We start from the raw sequence: 16479 nt of genomic DNA, 5'->3' as shown, positions 1-16479 counted from the left end.
ACAATTGCCTCATTTTTCCCATATATGTTACCAGAATTAAGGAATTGGGAATGGGGAATGGGTAATTGGGAATTGGGGAATGGGTAATGGGTAATGGGTAATGGGTGATAATTATTTATTCTTTTCCAACTAAAAAAATGTAGGGTGCTGTGACGGCTAAAATAATTTTTCTTGATTAATTAATAATTATCATAATGCCGTCACGCACCAATTGAATGATAATGCTGCGCGACGGTAAATTCTTATTGTTTATTTGTAAGTTGAGGTAAGTAAAAGATAACTAACTTATCCAATACTGCTCGGTTAAGGAATTGAACAAAATTTTTAGATCCCCCAAACCCCCTTAAAAAGGGGGCTTTATTCCCTCCTTTTTAAGGAGGGTTAGGGAGGATCTCCCCTTAACCGAGCAGTATTGCTAACTTATCTGAGAATCTTTATCTGTAAAATTTGATTCTGTTAAGTTATCTACTGAATTATTTACTGAATCCTCTACAACTTCTGGAATTATAGTATCTGTTTTTACTTCATTCTTATTCTGCACTAATTTACTAATTTGAGATATGATTTTTCCCAAATTACCTTCTTCTAGTAAACTATTAATTACCGAAATACCGCTGGTTGATAGCATTAATTTATTAATATCTTCGACTCCTTTACCGTTACCGTTTGCACCAGGAAAAGAGTAAATTCTAGTATTTCCAATAACTCCCGGTTGTGGTGCTAGAGAACTGACTATTTCTGGCAGTTTTTCTGATAGTTCCGGCCAAAGGGTAGTGACAATTTTAGCGCTCAGGTTGGCATTGCTAATACTGTTTTCGGCGGTAATTTTAGCTTGAATACCTTCAGCTTCTGCTAAGGCTTTATCGCGTTCGGCTTGTGCAAGAATACGAATTGATTCGGCTTCTAATTCTGCCGCTTCTTGAGCAATTTCCGCTTGTTTGCGACGGCGAAAAGTTTCTATTTCAATAACTTTACGCTCGCTAATATCTCGTTGTTGAGCTTGTTGTTCGGCTGCAATTGAAGATAGATTTTTGTTTCGTTCGGCTTTTTCTGTTTCACTAGCTGTTTTTACCGCTTCTTGGGCTTGAACTTGTTCGGCTTCTGCTAAAAAGGTTTCTTTTTTCTTATTCGCGATTGATATAGCTAAATCTTCTTGGGCTAGTTTTGCAACTTTTTCGGATTCTGCTATCTGTACCTGTGCTTCTAATTTATTGGATTGTACCGCTTGTTGTCGGGTAATTTCGGCTAATTCGGCTTCTTGTTTTTGCTCGGTTTGGGCTATTTTCAGTTGTTTATTACGGGCTTCTAAAGCAATATCGGCTTCAATTTGACTTTGCTGAATCGATAATTTTTTGCGAATTTCTTCTTCTTCTACAGATTTATCCTGCAAAATCTTACTACGCAAAGTTGCAGCAGCTTCTTTATCTTTAGCTTCTTGAATTTCCCGCTCTCGCTGTGCTGTTAGCGCTTCTACCTGTAATTTTTGCTCTAATTCGGCTGTTTCTTTTTCTTGAGAAATCTGTAACGATAGCTTTTGAGCATCTAATTCTTTTTGTTCGATAGCGACTTGGGTTGTTAATTCCACTTCGCGCTTTTGCTGAATTGAACGCTGAATAGTTTCCGTGCGAAGACGCACACCTTGAGCATCGAAGAAATTATTGGTGTCGTAGGTGTCGCTTTCTTCGATTTCGGAAATTGCAATGTTGTTGAGAGTTAAACCGACTTTCTTTAAATCTTGCTGAGTCAAGTTGAGAACTTCTTCTGCAAAACCTAATTTATCCGAATCGATTTCTGCTAAGGTTTTCTTTTTCGCAGCGGCTCGAATCGCATCATCAGCACGGGTTTCTAGAGCCTCTTTAATATCTTCCGATGAGATTTTTCCTTGTCTAGAAATTCTAGCCGCAGCAATCTGTACATCTTCTTCACTAGCACTGATGCAAACATAAAAAGTTACCCGCATATTGGCTCGCAGATAATCTTGAGTGCGAACTGCTAACTTACCTGTACGCTCAACATTAATCGAAATTTCTCGTAAAGGTACCCGAGTTAGTTCGTGAAATCCAGGCACCACAACGCAGCCACCGTTGAGAAATACAGTTTTCTTTTTCACAAAAACACCACCAGTTCTGACAAATGCTTCATTGGTGGGAGTAATCACATAAATTCGTGTATATGCAAAAACGCTGAGCAATAAAAGTACAACTAGACTGCCAATTATCCCAGGAAAAATTAAACTTCCACCTATTTGAGTAAGAGCAGGTTGAGAAAATTGAGAAACATAAGCAGGTGTTGTTACTGGTTTTTCCACAATTAGATTCAGCGATGTAGATGCATTTTCGCCGATATCAGGTAACTGCGCTACCACAGTATTTGCAGGAGGTTGCGGTAATGATGCAATAAAATTTAACCAAAATAGCATATTCTTCAATTGTTATTTTTTATTTGTAACCCTGAGCCAATGATTTTGATCTGGGCTGTTAGAAGCAATTGCAAAATAAACATCTTGCTGTCTATCAATTACAATCACTGTTTCACCGTGACGGGGAATAACAGTTGCCCACTCCGGGATGTTTGCATTAATAGTCACCAAATTCCCAGACTTATCGATGACATCAACTTGACCGATTCTGCCTTGTTTTTCTACAGGAATAGTGGCAGAACTAACCGTACCATTACGACCAATTAAGCGGTCGCTACTGGTATCTTCGCCAAATTCAGCAAAAATTCTTCCAACTGGTCGTGCAATTAGCCCCCCTGTAAATAAACTGAGAAACATCGACAAAATTAACACAATAAAATTCCAACCACCACTAGGAACTCGATCGAGGATTCCCCCCAACCAGACATTTAACATCCAGCCAAACAAGCCCCATAAACTCAAATCGGTAGCTAGTAATAAAATTAGAGGTGCTTTACCAATCCCCATCCACGAGAGCGCAAAACCATTTAAATCAAAGTCAGCGTCGGCATCAACATCCGTATCGATATCAACGTCATCATCTCCACCACCAGAGATAATTACAAATAGAAATAATAAGACTCCCATTCCCAAAAATAGCCAGTAGGGCAGATTCGCTGAATTGAATAGCATAATCAATTTAGTAAAATATATTGAGATGGCAGCAATTATAACTAGAAAATTGCTGAATTTATTGGGTAATCAATTAGCGATTTATGGAAACCGCATAAGTTCAAAACTCACTTATCTTGAAGCTTTAAGTACGAATCAAGATAGAAAATATGTCAGAAATCTTGCTGTAATGACATCTGCAATCTAAGCAGTATTGTTGGAATTAGTAAGGTAAAACAAGTTATGCAAAGTCTGAAGGGCTACTAATTAATTTCCGGCGCAATACCGCACGCAACACGAAAACCAAAAGAGTTGCCGTTGCGCTCCGCCTTATAGCAGTAACGATACGCGGAACGGCAGAATTCAGGATGGTAGGGCCAAGAACCGCCACGTAGTACTTGATAACGATTATTATTGTCTTGATTTTCACTTTCTATCCATGCACTACCATCTGTCGGCGCATCTTGATAGTCATCGTGCCAACTATCAAGACACCATTCCAAAATGTTTCCGTGCATATCGTATAGCCCAAAGGCATTAGCGGCATCAAAGCTGCCAACGGGTGTTGTTTTTTCAAAGTAAATCCCTTTAGTACCTTGACCATAGGAACCGAACCATTTATATTCTTCGTTATCCGTACCTCGATAATTAGCTAAATCAGTGGTAATTGTCTCGCCAAAGTGAAACGGTGTAGTAGTACCAGCACGACAAGCATATTCCCACTCAGCTTCACTTGGTAAACGGTAGTTTCTGCCTGTATGTTTGGAAAGTCTCTGGCAAAATTCAACGGCATCGTACCAGGAAATACTTTCTACTGGTAAATCATCACTTTTGAAATATGATGGTTTTAGTTTTAATTCTCTTTTTACTTGAGGTAAATTAGTTACTGCTCGCCACTGAGCTTGAGTTATGGGATATTTGCCCATAAAGAAAGTTGGAACTATTACTAGATGCTGGGGACGCTCATTATCCCTACTACCTTCTTCATCTTTTGGTGCCCCCATTGTGAAAGTTCCTGCGGGAATTAAAATCATTTCTAGTTCAATTCCATTAACTAAATTTTCGATGTAATATTGTGCTGTTCCTTGGGTGTCTTTGATGACTATTTCTGACATTTTTGTCGATATTTTGTAACTTTTTCAATTTGCATTGTCGTGTCGTTTTGAAATTAATTTCAAGTCCTGTTAGAACGTTAGAAATTTGTAGGTTGGGTTGAACGAAGAGAAACCCAACAAACCGATCTACGAGAAGCAAGCTACGGCGCAACACCGCACGCAACCCGCAGCCCGAAAATGAGGTCAACGACGTCTGGGGAGTCGACGTAGCGGAAAGCAGAGCGGCAGAAACCAGGGATGTTGAACCAAGAACCACCACGCAGTACTCGATAACGATTATCATTATTATAATTATATGGGTCTATCCAAGCACTGCCATCTATGGGCGCTCCTTCATGGTTGCCGTGATAATAATCAAGACACCATTCCCAGACATTCCCATGCATATCGTGTAAACCAAAGCTATTAGGCGGGAATTGTCCTGCTGGGGTGGTTTGTTCTCGGTATTCTCCTTTAGGTTCATCAGCAAAAGTTTTGTTAGCTCGGTAATTTGCTAACTCACTAGTAATAGTCTCGCCAAAATGAAACGGGGTAGTAGTACCAGCGCGACAAGCATATTCCCATTCTGCTTCGCTTGGTAAACGATATTTTTTCCCGGTATGATTTGATAATCTGGCGCAAAATTCAACAGCATCATACCAGGATATTTTTTCTACAGGAAGGTTATCACCTTTAAAGAGTGATGGCTCTAGTTTTAATTTTCTTTCAACTTGAGGTAAATTAGCCACTACTCGCCACTGTGCTTGGGTAACTTGATATTTACCTATAAAGAAAGATGGTACTGTAGCTCGATGTTGGGGGCGTTCTGAGTTATCACTGCCTTTTTCATGCTCTGGAGCGCCCATTGTGAAAGTACCATCAGGAATCAGCACCATTTCTAATTCAATTCCATTCCCCAAATCTTCAATAAAATACTGAGATTGCTGGAGATGACGATGAATTATTACTTCTGTATCACCTTCAGATTTTCTCAGTTCGATGGTAGCGGATTCAAATGTAAAAGTTTGCAGATTGATATCAGCAGTTTTTTCTTGAAAAGATACAGTTCGTATTCTAAATTCAAAGTTTTGTAATGGGGGAAACCCTTTGATTACTTCCGATTTTTCTATATTTTCCGTATCAGTTTGAGACTTTCCTTCTATTTCCTCTGCAAAAGCACCATACTCCCCACCCAAGCGTTTCAAAATCTTTATCGCTACTTCTGCAAAAGGTTTCACTTGTTCGCTATCGGCTTCTTCCGGTGCTTTTAACAGCGCTACAAAATCTTGCAAGGATTTACCTAATTCGGCTGCTACATACAGAGAAACTGCATTGAATATATCTGCTGAATCTTTTACTGGTGCGGATTCAAGCAAAATACCGCGTATTTCGTCATCCATGAAATCGTACTGCACCGTATCGGGTAAGGTATCTGCTTCAATGGGTGTTAAAGGTTTTAACAAGCCTCCTAAAAAGACTTCGGCAACGTGAACTTGGCGAGATTCGGGTAGTAAGGTTTCTTGAATTAACCGCACTACGGGTAAATTAATTACTGGTGCTGCTGCGAGCAATCCCGCTAATTTCCTTCCCATTGGTGAAGCTGTCATGCGAAAGCGATATACTCGCTCTTGGGGGTTGATTTGAGGAATAGTAGTTTGGGTTGCTTGTTTGCTATGACTAGGTTTTGAAGATATTGCTGAAGATAAAACAAACCCCGAGGCTACTGCATCGCTTTTCCCGGCTACCATCTGACTCCAAGGTAAAGCTTTATCTGGCTCTAATGTAAAAACGGGAATTTTGATGCCGGTATTTAAATTAATATCTTTCCACAGTAATTGTTTTTTGACTAATAAATGTTTATTGGCTATCCCTGGGGTTAAACTTGCCAAATTTACGGAAGTACCCAAACCCAAACCTGTTTTTAACCACAACCAATCGGGTAACATCTGAATAATTGCTACTGGTTGGGCGTTTGTCCAATCTGTTAATACTTGGTTAATAGCACCATTACGCCAAATCGCTGCAACGCAGTCACTTGCTAGCAAAATTAACCGGCGACGATTGGGATCTAAAATTTCGCGGTGGCTGGCAAGACGCTGCTGAAGTGCATTTTTACCAATTCCGGGACGAATATAGATTTGTCCGTTTTCGTCGGTTACTAATCCCCAAGCCCGTACATCGCGAAACACGCCATAATGTTCTAATAATTTTTTTAACTCCCAAATTGTATGTCGCCAAATCAGCATTGATTTGCTTTCATCAACCACTAAAGCCACATCTAACCAAGGTTCTGGTTCGGATTTTAGTATGGGAATACAAATTCTTTCGGCAGCAGTACGCTCTACTGTGGCTGTCTCGTCTAATACGGTTTTTCTGCCAGATTCCACCCGACGCATCAAAGGTTTTAGCACCTGAGCTAATGTTAAAGGCTCTCGTAGGGAAGGTGCATCCGGTACACGCAGGGGAAGGGGTTTATTTTTAGAAGAAGTTTGAGGTTTTTCTTGAGTTTGTTCCTGAGTTTTTGGATAAATTTCCGCTGAAGCAGGTTTGGCAGGAGTTGGGGTATTTATAGGAGGAGTATTTAAGTTTGCTGGGGTATTTGTAGGAGGAATATTTAATTTTTCTGGTGTGTTTGATTTGTTTTTGCTTTGTGAAGGTGTATCGTTTTGTATATTACTAATTTCCAGACGTTTCTGAGAAAACCAAATAATATCGGCGATTTGTTCGCCGGTTAATTCTAAATCTGTTCCTAAAGCTGCAATCAGTTGATTAAATTGGTTATTGGTTGCAGAAGACTTCATGTCCGCTAAGCCTCCATAATATCGCATTACGAACGAAGTCAATTAATCTCAGAGACTCTGCGATTGCTTCACTTCGTGCCTCTTTCAGAGGAGCTTCGCTAACGCAATGACGTTTATTAAAATTGAGATGATATGATTCATTAGTCATGGGGAATCAAGTTAGAATTAATCATTACTGGTTAAACTTTTCAATAAAATGTCTTTTACCGATTTTACATCTGCTTCCGATTCTGGAGAAACATCGCGAGTTAATAGATAAATTGTATTCAATAATTGGTCTGTAGCACGTTCGGTATTTTTATCTTTATCTGACAAAAATTCTTTGATTAATTGATTGATTTTCGCTTCAGCATCTTGAAAAAGCTTTTCTTCATCTTGAAAATGAGCTTTGACAATTTCTTTGAGCGCTTCTTCCTGGGGGTTGGGCATTTTTATTCTTATGCATCGCCGTTTAAAAGCTGGGGGAAAATCTCTTTCTCCGTTACTAGTCATCACAATAATTGGGAAAGAATAACAGCGTACTCTCCCTGCTTTAACTACAACATCAATATCTCTATCTTGAGTTTCAACTGTAAATTCACTTTTGGCAGCAGAATTATCTTTTTCTGCCGATTTGGCTCGTCTAACTAATTCTGGAATCTTAAATTCCCCTTCCTCAAAAATATTTAATAAATCATTGGGAAGATTGATATCACTTTTATCAATTTCATCAATTAATAACACTCTTGGTAAAACAGAAGGTAAAAAAGCCGTTCCTAAAGCACCCAAGGTAATATATTTACCAATGTCTTGTTCCTCATTCTGTTGAGCATCCTGCAACCTTGCGATCGCATCGTAACGGTAAAGCCCTTCTTGCAAAGTTGAACGAGCGGTAATAGCCCAAGACAATACGGCACCTAAGTTTAACTCGTGTGCGATCGCATAGGCTAAAGACGTTTTACCAGAACCAGGTTTACCCGTAACTAATAATGGTCTGCGTAAATAAATTGCCGCATTGACGGCATTAATTATATCAATGGCATTGTCAGAAATACGGAAGTTTTCACCCCTTCTTTTATTCCTGTCATTTTCCTCTGCTAATTGCATCAGTTTCTCCCAACGTTTATCGTTAGGAATATCCTCGTTTTTGCCAAAACGCCGCCAAGGTGGAGGTTCGAGTTGTTTAAATTTCTCTTCTACACCTTGCAATTGTTTGCCATTTCCACGAAAAAAGTGCCAATCTGCCATAATTATCTAATATTCCACCAAGTTAACTTTGCGGGGTGTATCGTAAAAACAAGAATTTTTTTCTTGCCCCCTCTTCCCCCTCTTCCCCCTCTCTAGCTTTACCCGACAATCTTGGTTTGTTCGAGTAATAATCTCTACATACCCGTTTCTATCAAAGATTGATTTTGTAACATCAAATTAAAAGGTACTCGATGAGGATTATCGCATAAAAATCCTAAATGATAGCCTAAATAATTTTCTTTATCCGGTTTGGCATGAGCTTTCTTGCGAAGCTTCCACACCGATTCAATTCGAGTTAATTCGCTTTGAAAAAAATCAATTTTTAATAAATTATCAAAATCATCGTTTATATCGGGTAAATCGCATCTTGTCCACAAAAATATGGGTACGCCTCCCCTCAGAACTGCAATAAATAATTCTTCTTTGTCCAAGTCATTTTCGGGTAAACAACAAGTAATTTTGACTCCAAACTTTTCTTCTAGTTCTAATTCTGTTTCTATCTCTTCCCAATTACAATTATCAACTTTAGAAATATGATGAATCTTGTTTTGTATATCTGTTTGCTCAATCCTATTTTGTATCCAGTGATTGAATTGCTCCCATTTTAAATATAATCTGTTGGCATATTCGCCATCATTATTAAGAAAACGCTCAAGAGAGCGTATTAATAATCTATATTCGCTACCAAACGGTCTCTTTCTATTAAAATCAATTGGCACATCTTTTAAATCTATATTTGCATCTATAAATTGCAAAGGTAAGAATATTTCTACTTTTAATTTGTAATGTCGATTTTTATTCAGGTATTCAGTTTTCGCAATACGAATAAATTGATAAATTTTATCTACTATGTCTGATGAAGAACATTCAATATTGGGTGAGTCGTTGTTTACTTCTAATTTTATTCGTTCTATATTAGTCTCGTTAGGCGAGTAATTGGGAATCAGTTCAGCTTGAAGATAAAATGTATTAGCACTATTAGGAGTAACGGTAACTAATAAATAGGAATTAAGAGCAGTAAAGGTAAATAATTTATTCTTCTCATAAGTTGGCAATTTAATATTCAGGCTTTGAGCTACAGTTTTAACCCAGTAATTTAACTTGTCTCGGATATGTTTGGATACTTTTGTTTCCTGACTCAAGCGCTCGGCAAATTCAAGAATGCTAGGGACATCTTTATAGCTTGTATAATTGTTTTCTAAAAATATAGTTTTGAATATTCCCAGACTTTTTGGATTAATTAGTTGTGGAAAACTACCTAATACATCTTGGGGTTGTGAAGAATTTTCTAGAGTTTCCTTGCATACCGTCTTTAGGGTATCTAAATTAATCTCAGTAAAAACTAAAAATACATCATTCAATTTATCAGTTGATATAGGAGAAGTATTAGCTTTAATGCCTGCACAATTAAATATATTTGGAAATAGTTGATTGATTATCTTTTTAAAATCTTCGTTCTCAAGTCTTGTTTGATACAAAGATTCAGCTAACTGCTGTAATTTGCCTGTTGAGTCAGCCCATTCAATTAAATTAAAAGCTATTTCATCAAGATTATCTCCCCCAGCAATGGTATCTAATGCTTTATTGAACTCAAATCTAACTATTTTTTTTAAATCATATTCTTGAAAATATTGGATAATAATTGCGTGTAATTCTTTGATATTGCTCATTGCTTTGTGTCAAAAACAATTAATTAACAATGGAATTTCCTTGCGAATGTTGCAAAAGATTAATTTCCGTCTTCTTAAATACCTGAGTATTAAAAATAACTGATTGAGTTAGCAAATAGGACTATAGTATAAAATTTGTTACCAGTTTTGCAATTTAAATACTTGTGCTTCCATATTATTTCCGGAATTTGAGCCGAAACAGGTAAAACACCAAATATTACCTATGGGGAATATCCCAATTTTTGAAAAATGTATCTTAGATGGTGTCCCCCGAAATAACCGTCATTACCAAGGAAGTGAAGTAATCGCAGTGATTGGGATAATCCACACCTTTGAGGTGAATGCTTCGCTCCACTCGCAATGACATATTGTAAGTGATTTAGGGAACATGATATGAGATATACATATCTGCGTTTTCACTAGACTTGAGAGATGCATCACTCATCACAACAACAATTGTTCAAGTTTCATAAACGTAAAATATTTGATATTTTGCTTAAAATTCACCCATAGGAGGAATTGTATAAATATCTTATTTGTTGTAATAATTTATTACGTCTTTATAGCTAATTGAGTTCGGGCTGCATTTTGTTAGCTTTCTATTGTCTTCTCAACCAATAACTGATATCTGTCAACTGAAAAAATGTATTCCGAACAAAAAAACTCTTTTATCCCCGATTCAGCTTTATCAGTCGCTGGCTTAACCGATTACATCCAATCGCTGTTAGAGGAAGATTCTGTATTGCGACAAGTTTGGATAACTGGTGAAGTTTCTAGTGCAAACAACCATCGTGCGGGATTATTTTTTACTTTAAAAGATACCGATAGCACTACTTCGATTAAATGCGTGACTTGGAGAAGTGTAATACCGAAGCTAGCTCAAATGCCTGCTGTTGGGGAACAATTGATTATTTTAGGTAGCATTAGGCTTTATCCGGCGCGGGGAGAATATCAGCTGACTGTGTGGCAAGCTATACCCGCTGGTGTGGGTTTGCAGGCTTTACGTTTTCAGCAGTTAAAAAACCGTTTGACGGCAGAAGGTTTATTTGATGAAGAAAGAAAGCAACCGCTTCCAAATCATCCTCAAACTATTGCGGTTGTCACTTCACCAACTGCTGCGGCTTGGGGTGATATCAAGAAAACACTTAAGTCTCGGTATCCCGGTTTACAGGTTTTGTTTTCTGCTGCGACGGTGCAGGGAGAGCAAGCGCCGACTTCTATCGCTAAAGCAATTCAAAGAGTAGAAAATGATGGGCGTGCGGAAGTCTTGATATTAGGGCGCGGAGGTGGTGCGGTTGAAGAATTAGCCTGCTTCAATGATGAAAGAGTAGTCAGAGCGATCGCCGATTGTTCGATTCCGATAATTACTGGTATCGGGCATCAACGGGATGAGTCTTTAGCAGATTTAGCAGCAGATGTAAGAGTTCACACTCCCACAGCAGCAGCAGAAATAGTTGTACCGTCACTCGATGATTTATACAGTCAACATTGCGATAGAATTGCAGCTTTATCTGAAGTCGTGAATTATTCCGTGGAAGCTTCTCAGAATAAAATCCAAACGTTGCGGAATCGTTTGCAGCGATATCAATTAGATAAACAAGTCGAACAAGAAAAAATTGCTTTAACCTGGAAGCGGGAAAAATTAGTACAAGCAATGAATTCAAAGTCGCAGCAGGCAAAGCAGAAATTAGAGTTATTACGAGAAAAGTTAATAACTTTAAACCCTAGGGCAGTTTTGCAACGCGGTTATGCAGTGGTAAGACAAGAAAATGGAAGTATTGCTCGCGATGCTGCGGAGTTAGAAGTAGGGGAAGAGTTGTTAATACAATTTGGGAAGGGTGCTGCGAAGGTGAAAGTTGTTGAAACAGTGAGCAGTGAGCAGTGAGCAGTGAGCAGGAAAATGACGTATATTAACAATAATTTTGAATGAAAATAACCCAAGTCGCCGGGTTTTGCTTGTATAGCCGCACCTTTCAAGGTGTCGGTGATGCTTTCAGTCTACTTAAGTAGACTTGAGCTATTAGCCGCTTGATTTTCAATCCTAGGCGATTTTGAGCGTTAATTGATATTGGTGCAAGATATTAGATTATACGAACTAGCAATAAAAAACAATTATGAAAAAGAATTGGAATTACGAAACTAAAGTCGCTGAAATTGAAACCATAATATCTCGCATCGAAGCGGGAGAATTGCAATTAGAAGAAGTCTTTGAACAGTTTGGTGCTGCTGTCAAATCCTTGCGGGAATGCGAAAGTTTTTTACAACAGCGACAGCAACAGGTAGATTTAATGATTGAAACGCTGCAAGACAGCGAATAATGAATAATTAATTATTAATTGATGACGGGAGCAACGCTGCACAATTATTTTATAGGGTGTGTGACGCGACGAAATCATTTAAGCGAAGTAATCAGGTTTCTAGCGTCGCGCACCAACGAGTACCAAGTGAATAAGTAAAGCAAACCCAAACCTATATATACAAAGATAAATATTGTTTTTTATTTCAAAAATTGTATCTATGGTTAAGGTAATTCTGCGATTTGGTAACGGTAATGTCGAAAAAGGTTGCGAGCATATTACCGTAGAAGTCCGTACCTCTGATGATAAATTAATTGCTCAAGATAGTGGTAGTTTACCTGCTTTCCCAGAATTATGGGAGTTATATCAGTCTTGGAAATCAAGTTTTACAAGTACTTATGGTACAAGGATTAAGATAATTGAACAAGAAGAAAGAAGCCCTTATATTAATCAAAAAAATTTTGAAAAGTTTCCCACTAAGTTTAATCAATGGCTAGATTGCGATGGTTTTCGTTCCATTGAAAAACTGTTGCTTCATCATCTTAGCGTTGAGACTTATGCCAGTTTTACTGTTGAAACAGAAAATTATCAGTTGCGGCATTTGCCTTGGTGTTTGTGGCATTTTTTTGAAGAATATCATTTTGTTGAGCCGAGTTTTGCTTTTGCGAGGTATGAAGCTGGCAGAATTGGCAAGTCTAAACGCGATAATGTCAGAATTTTAGTTGTAATTGGCGATAGTCAAGGAATTGATCCTGAAGCTGATAAAAAAATCATTCAAGAATCCCTTGCTGATGCACAAATTAAAATTCTTTCTCAACCTTCTCGTCAGCAGTTAGATGAATCTTTGTGGGATGAGCAGGGTTGGGATATTCTGGCTTTTTTGGGACATTCTCAAAGCTCTGCTGATGGTAGTAGCGGCAAAATCAAGATTAATTCAACTGATAATCTTTCTTTAGGTGAATTAAAAAATGCCTTGAAATCTGCAATCAACAAAGGTTTACAGTTAGCGATTTTTAATTCTTGCGATGGTTTGGGTTTGGTTGGTGATTTACGAGATTTGTATTTACCCCAAATCATTGTCATGCGCGAGCCAATTCCCGATATTATGGCGCAAGAGTTTATCAAAAATTTTCTCACTGCTTTTCGTGGTGGTAAGTCTTTATCAATGTCGATAAGGGAAGGGCGAGAGAAGTTACAAAAATGGGAAAATGATTATCCCTGTGCAACTTGGTTACCAACACTTTGTCAAAATCCTTCAGTTGAATCAATTAATTGGGTAAATTTAGGTGGAAAACCGGCTTGCCCATACCGGGGTTTGTTTGCTTTTGGCGAAGAAGATGCCGATATTTTCTTTGGTAGAGAAGTTGTCAGCGAAGAATTATATCAAAGGATAGAAAGAAGAGAGCCTTTGATTGCTGTGGTGGGTGCAAACAAAGAAATACTGACTGCTGCTGCTTCTACTTTGTTTAAAGAAGGGGAGTCTTCAGCAGAAAAAGGTGATTTTGAAGCTGCTGTAACTAAGTTTGGTAAAGCTAAAGAATGGAATCTGCAATAGGAGCATCCCAATTTTGAACAAATATTTTACCCAACACCCGCTTATCGGTGCGGCTATACAAACAAAGCCCACCTTCGTGGGCTGAATTCGGCGCATCTTTATAAATAAATGGTATAACTCCTAACCCTTCCCCAATCTCTCCCTAACTTCTACTGCTTCATCAAGCTGAATAACTTCATTGGTAATTGCTTCTGCTTCTTTTAGGGTTAATTGAGCAATGGCTTTTTTAAATTCCGGTATTTTTTGAGGATTTAAGCTGACTTCATCTAATCCTAAACCTAATAATATTGGTGCTGCGATAATTTCCGAAGCTAATTCTCCGCATAAACCAACCCAAATATTGTGCTGATGTGCAATTTTTACTGTTTGATGTATCATTCGTAAAACGCTCGGATGCATTGCATCGACTAAATTGGCGACTTTGGGATTAGTGCGATCGCCAGCCATGACATACTGACTTAAATCGTTTGTACCGATGCTGAAAAAGTCTACTTCCACAGCAAGTTTATCTGCGATTGCGACGGAAGATGGTGTTTCAATCATTATCCCTACTTCGATTTTTTGATTGAAGGGAATACCATTTTGATTTAGTTCGGTTTTTGCTTGATTTAATATTGTTTTGGCTGCTTTAATTTCTGCGACGGTGGTTATCATTGGGAACATGATTTTAATTTTTCCTTTCTCGCTGGCTGTCAAAATAGCCTTTAATTGAGTTTTCAAAATTTCAGGATTGTCCAAACAATAACGAATACCCCGCCAACCTAAAAAAGGATTGTTTTCTGATGGTAAATTTAAATATGGTAATGGTTTATCGCCGCCAATATCTAAAGTACGAATAATTACAGAACGGTTTTGAAAAATATTAGTTACTTGCTGATAAACTGATGTTTGTTCTTCAACTGTAGGTAGATTTTGACGGTTGAAATACAAGAATTCAGTACGGAATAATCCCACGCCGACGGCACCCATATCCAAAGCTGTTTGTGCATCCTGTATGCTGCTGATATTTGCTAAAACACCGATGTTTATGCCATCAATACTAGTAGCTGTGTGATGAGTAATAACTAAATTTTGTTGTTGCGATACTTGATATTTTTCTTGCTTTGTTTTTAGTTCGGATTGAGTTTGTGCATCTGGTTTTATCCATATTTTACCTGCTTCACCATCCACACCTAATAGTGTTCCATTGGCTATTTGCAATATTTCTGATGGCATACCAACAACCGCAGGAATATTCAAAGAACGCGCTAAAATTGCACTGTGAGAAGTTGCGCTACCGCTGGTAATACAAATTCCTAATACTTTGCTCGGGTTTAATTGAGCGGTATCGGAAGGAGTAATATCATTAGCAATTAAAATTACTGGTTCTTTTATATCTAGATTTTCTGCTAAATTTTGTACATTCGTTGTAGAATTTCCGCTAAGTATTCGTAATACTCTTTGTTTAATATCAACTACATCATTAACTCTTTCCTTGAGAAACGCATCTTCTAATTTTTGATAATTATCTATGACTTCATCAATTACTGCTTGCCAAGCAAACTCACAATTTTGATGTTCTACAATTATCCGTTGTCTAACTGATTCTATAATTACTGGGTCATTTAAAAATAAAATATGAGTATCAAATATTGCTGCTTCTGTTTCGCTAATTTGAACTAAAGTTTGTTGTTGTAAATTTTTAATTTCCTGTTTGGCTACTTGTACGGCATTTTGTAACTTTCGCCATTCACTATTAACATCTTCTACACGATGACTTTGTACGGATATAAAAGATGTTTTATTTAATTGATTCAACTGCAAACAAGTCGCAATTGCGAATCCTCCAGAAGCAGGAATTCCTTGTAAATAACCATCAGCAGAAGCAGAAACAGAATCGTTAATAGATACAGTTTTAGAAATTGAATCTTGATTATTATCCCCTTCACCAAACTGATTTTCTACCAAAGCTGTTAATTCAGCCAAAACATCATCTGCATCTACACCGCTAGCACGAATAATTATTTCATCTCCCTGACGCACTCCCAAAGTTATTACTTGATTAATACTATCCCCGCGAATAAAATCGCTATTCTTAGTTATATTTTTAACTTGAATTTGAGATTTAAACTTGCTGGCAGTTGAGACAAATTTAGCAGCAGGGCGAGCATGAATACCCAGAGAATTGCTGATATGAAGCTGTATCTGTTTAGTATTTTCTGCTGTTTCAGAAGATGGTGTTTGAGCAAACTGGGATTGAATTGTACCCATTAATCCAATACCCAACTGACTGGCTTTAGCTGTTAGAGCTTCCCTTGCTTGCGTCAAGACTGCTTGAATATCAGCACCAGAAGCAGCAGTAACAGTTGCAGCGATCGCACCTTCTACTAAAGGAGCTTCACACAAATATACATTATCCCGTTGTTCGGGAGAAAGAAACTCTAAAGCCATTTCCGCACTCATCAAAGCGCTTCCCAAATCCATCAGCACCAGCACGCCATCATCGCTGTAAACTGATTCAATCGCTTCGTAAACCTGCATGGTATCGGTACCAATGGGGTTTTCAGCATCATCTATTCCAGCAGCAACAGCTATAGTAACTTGTCCTTGAACCATTTGTTCGGCAAGTTCTTTCACTCCGAGTGCTAACTGCTTGCTGTGAGAAACAATAACAATTCCAACCATTATTAGATATAGTTCGGTTATTAATTATTATGTAATTAAAAATGGGGAATTTGTAATTGTGAATTGTGAATTTTTAACATTAAACCGTTTTTCATTATACC

General features: G+C 37.9%; 12 protein-coding genes. 4 read left to right on the top strand and 8 right to left on the bottom strand.

The features are described from left to right. Positions 1 to 415: 415 nt before the first annotated feature. Together RIV7116_RS29585 and RIV7116_RS29580 are read right to left on the bottom strand one after the other, a co-directional pair. Positions 416 to 2419: an SPFH domain-containing protein gene (locus tag RIV7116_RS29585; RefSeq protein ID WP_015122020.1), complete on the bottom strand. Its 2004-nt coding sequence runs from the start codon at positions 2417 to 2419 to the stop codon at positions 416 to 418. A 12-nt stretch (positions 2420 to 2431) separates the two neighbouring features. Continuing rightward, on the bottom strand, positions 2432 to 3091 hold the full coding sequence (locus RIV7116_RS29580; protein WP_015122019.1) for an OB-fold-containig protein: 660 nt from the start codon (positions 3089 to 3091) through the stop codon (positions 2432 to 2434). Between the two features lie 25 nt (positions 3092 to 3116). On the opposite strand from RIV7116_RS29580, the gene RIV7116_RS36145 reads away from it, so the two are divergent. Next, positions 3117 to 3278 carry a hypothetical protein gene (locus RIV7116_RS36145; RefSeq protein WP_015122018.1) on the top strand — a complete coding sequence of 54 codons (162 nt, stop codon included), beginning with the start codon at positions 3117 to 3119 and terminating at the stop codon, positions 3276 to 3278. Between the two features lie 55 nt (positions 3279 to 3333). On the opposite strand, the gene RIV7116_RS29575 is transcribed toward RIV7116_RS36145, so the two are convergent. From RIV7116_RS29575 to RIV7116_RS29560, 5 genes are all read right to left on the bottom strand, one after another. Next, entirely contained in the window at positions 3334 to 4185 is an 852-nt protein-coding gene (locus tag RIV7116_RS29575) for a formylglycine-generating enzyme family protein (protein WP_015122017.1), read from the bottom strand. Between the two features lie 140 nt (positions 4186 to 4325). Continuing rightward, positions 4326 to 6965, bottom strand: a complete 2640-nt coding sequence (locus RIV7116_RS37270; protein ID WP_015122016.1) for a formylglycine-generating enzyme family protein — start codon at positions 6963 to 6965, stop codon at positions 4326 to 4328. Further along, positions 6943 to 7113 (bottom strand): hypothetical protein, encoded by a 171-nt coding sequence (locus RIV7116_RS36140; RefSeq protein ID WP_015122015.1) that lies wholly within the window; start codon positions 7111 to 7113, stop codon positions 6943 to 6945. Before RIV7116_RS36140 ends, RIV7116_RS37270 begins: the two co-directional genes overlap by 23 nt. 17 nt (positions 7114 to 7130) lie before the next feature. Beyond that, on the bottom strand, positions 7131 to 8192 hold the full coding sequence (locus RIV7116_RS29565; RefSeq protein ID WP_015122014.1) for a MoxR family ATPase: 1062 nt from the start codon (positions 8190 to 8192) through the stop codon (positions 7131 to 7133). 134 nt (positions 8193 to 8326) lie between these two features. Then, positions 8327 to 9862, bottom strand: a complete 1536-nt coding sequence (locus tag RIV7116_RS29560) for an effector-associated domain EAD1-containing protein (protein WP_015122013.1) — start codon at positions 9860 to 9862, stop codon at positions 8327 to 8329. Positions 9863 to 10505: 643 nt separating this feature from the next. Between RIV7116_RS29560 and xseA the strand changes: the two genes are divergently transcribed. The 3 genes from xseA to RIV7116_RS29545 all read left to right on the top strand — a co-directional run bounded on the left by xseA (position 10506) and on the right by RIV7116_RS29545 (position 13714). After that, entirely contained in the window at positions 10506 to 11747 is a 1242-nt protein-coding gene (gene xseA, locus RIV7116_RS29555; RefSeq protein ID WP_015122012.1) for an exodeoxyribonuclease VII large subunit, read from the top strand. A 229-nt stretch (positions 11748 to 11976) separates the two neighbouring features. After that, entirely contained in the window at positions 11977 to 12180 is a 204-nt protein-coding gene (gene xseB / locus RIV7116_RS29550; RefSeq protein ID WP_015122011.1) for an exodeoxyribonuclease VII small subunit, read from the top strand. A 199-nt stretch (positions 12181 to 12379) separates the two neighbouring features. Continuing rightward, positions 12380 to 13714 carry a CHAT domain-containing protein gene (locus RIV7116_RS29545; RefSeq protein ID WP_015122010.1) on the top strand — a complete coding sequence of 445 codons (1335 nt, stop codon included), beginning with the start codon at positions 12380 to 12382 and terminating at the stop codon, positions 13712 to 13714. A 120-nt stretch (positions 13715 to 13834) separates the two neighbouring features. On the opposite strand, the gene ptsP is transcribed toward RIV7116_RS29545, so the two are convergent. Further along, positions 13835 to 16378, bottom strand: coding sequence for a phosphoenolpyruvate--protein phosphotransferase (gene ptsP, locus RIV7116_RS29540; protein WP_015122009.1), 2544 nt, complete (start codon positions 16376 to 16378; stop codon positions 13835 to 13837). Positions 16379 to 16479: the final 101 nt, after the last annotated feature.

The sequence above is a fragment of the Rivularia sp. PCC 7116 genome, assembly GCF_000316665.1.
In the GTDB taxonomy this organism is placed as follows: domain Bacteria; phylum Cyanobacteriota; class Cyanobacteriia; order Cyanobacteriales; family Nostocaceae; genus Rivularia.
Note: the sequence above shows the minus strand (reverse complement) of the source record. Positions and strands in the feature narration are given on the sequence as shown.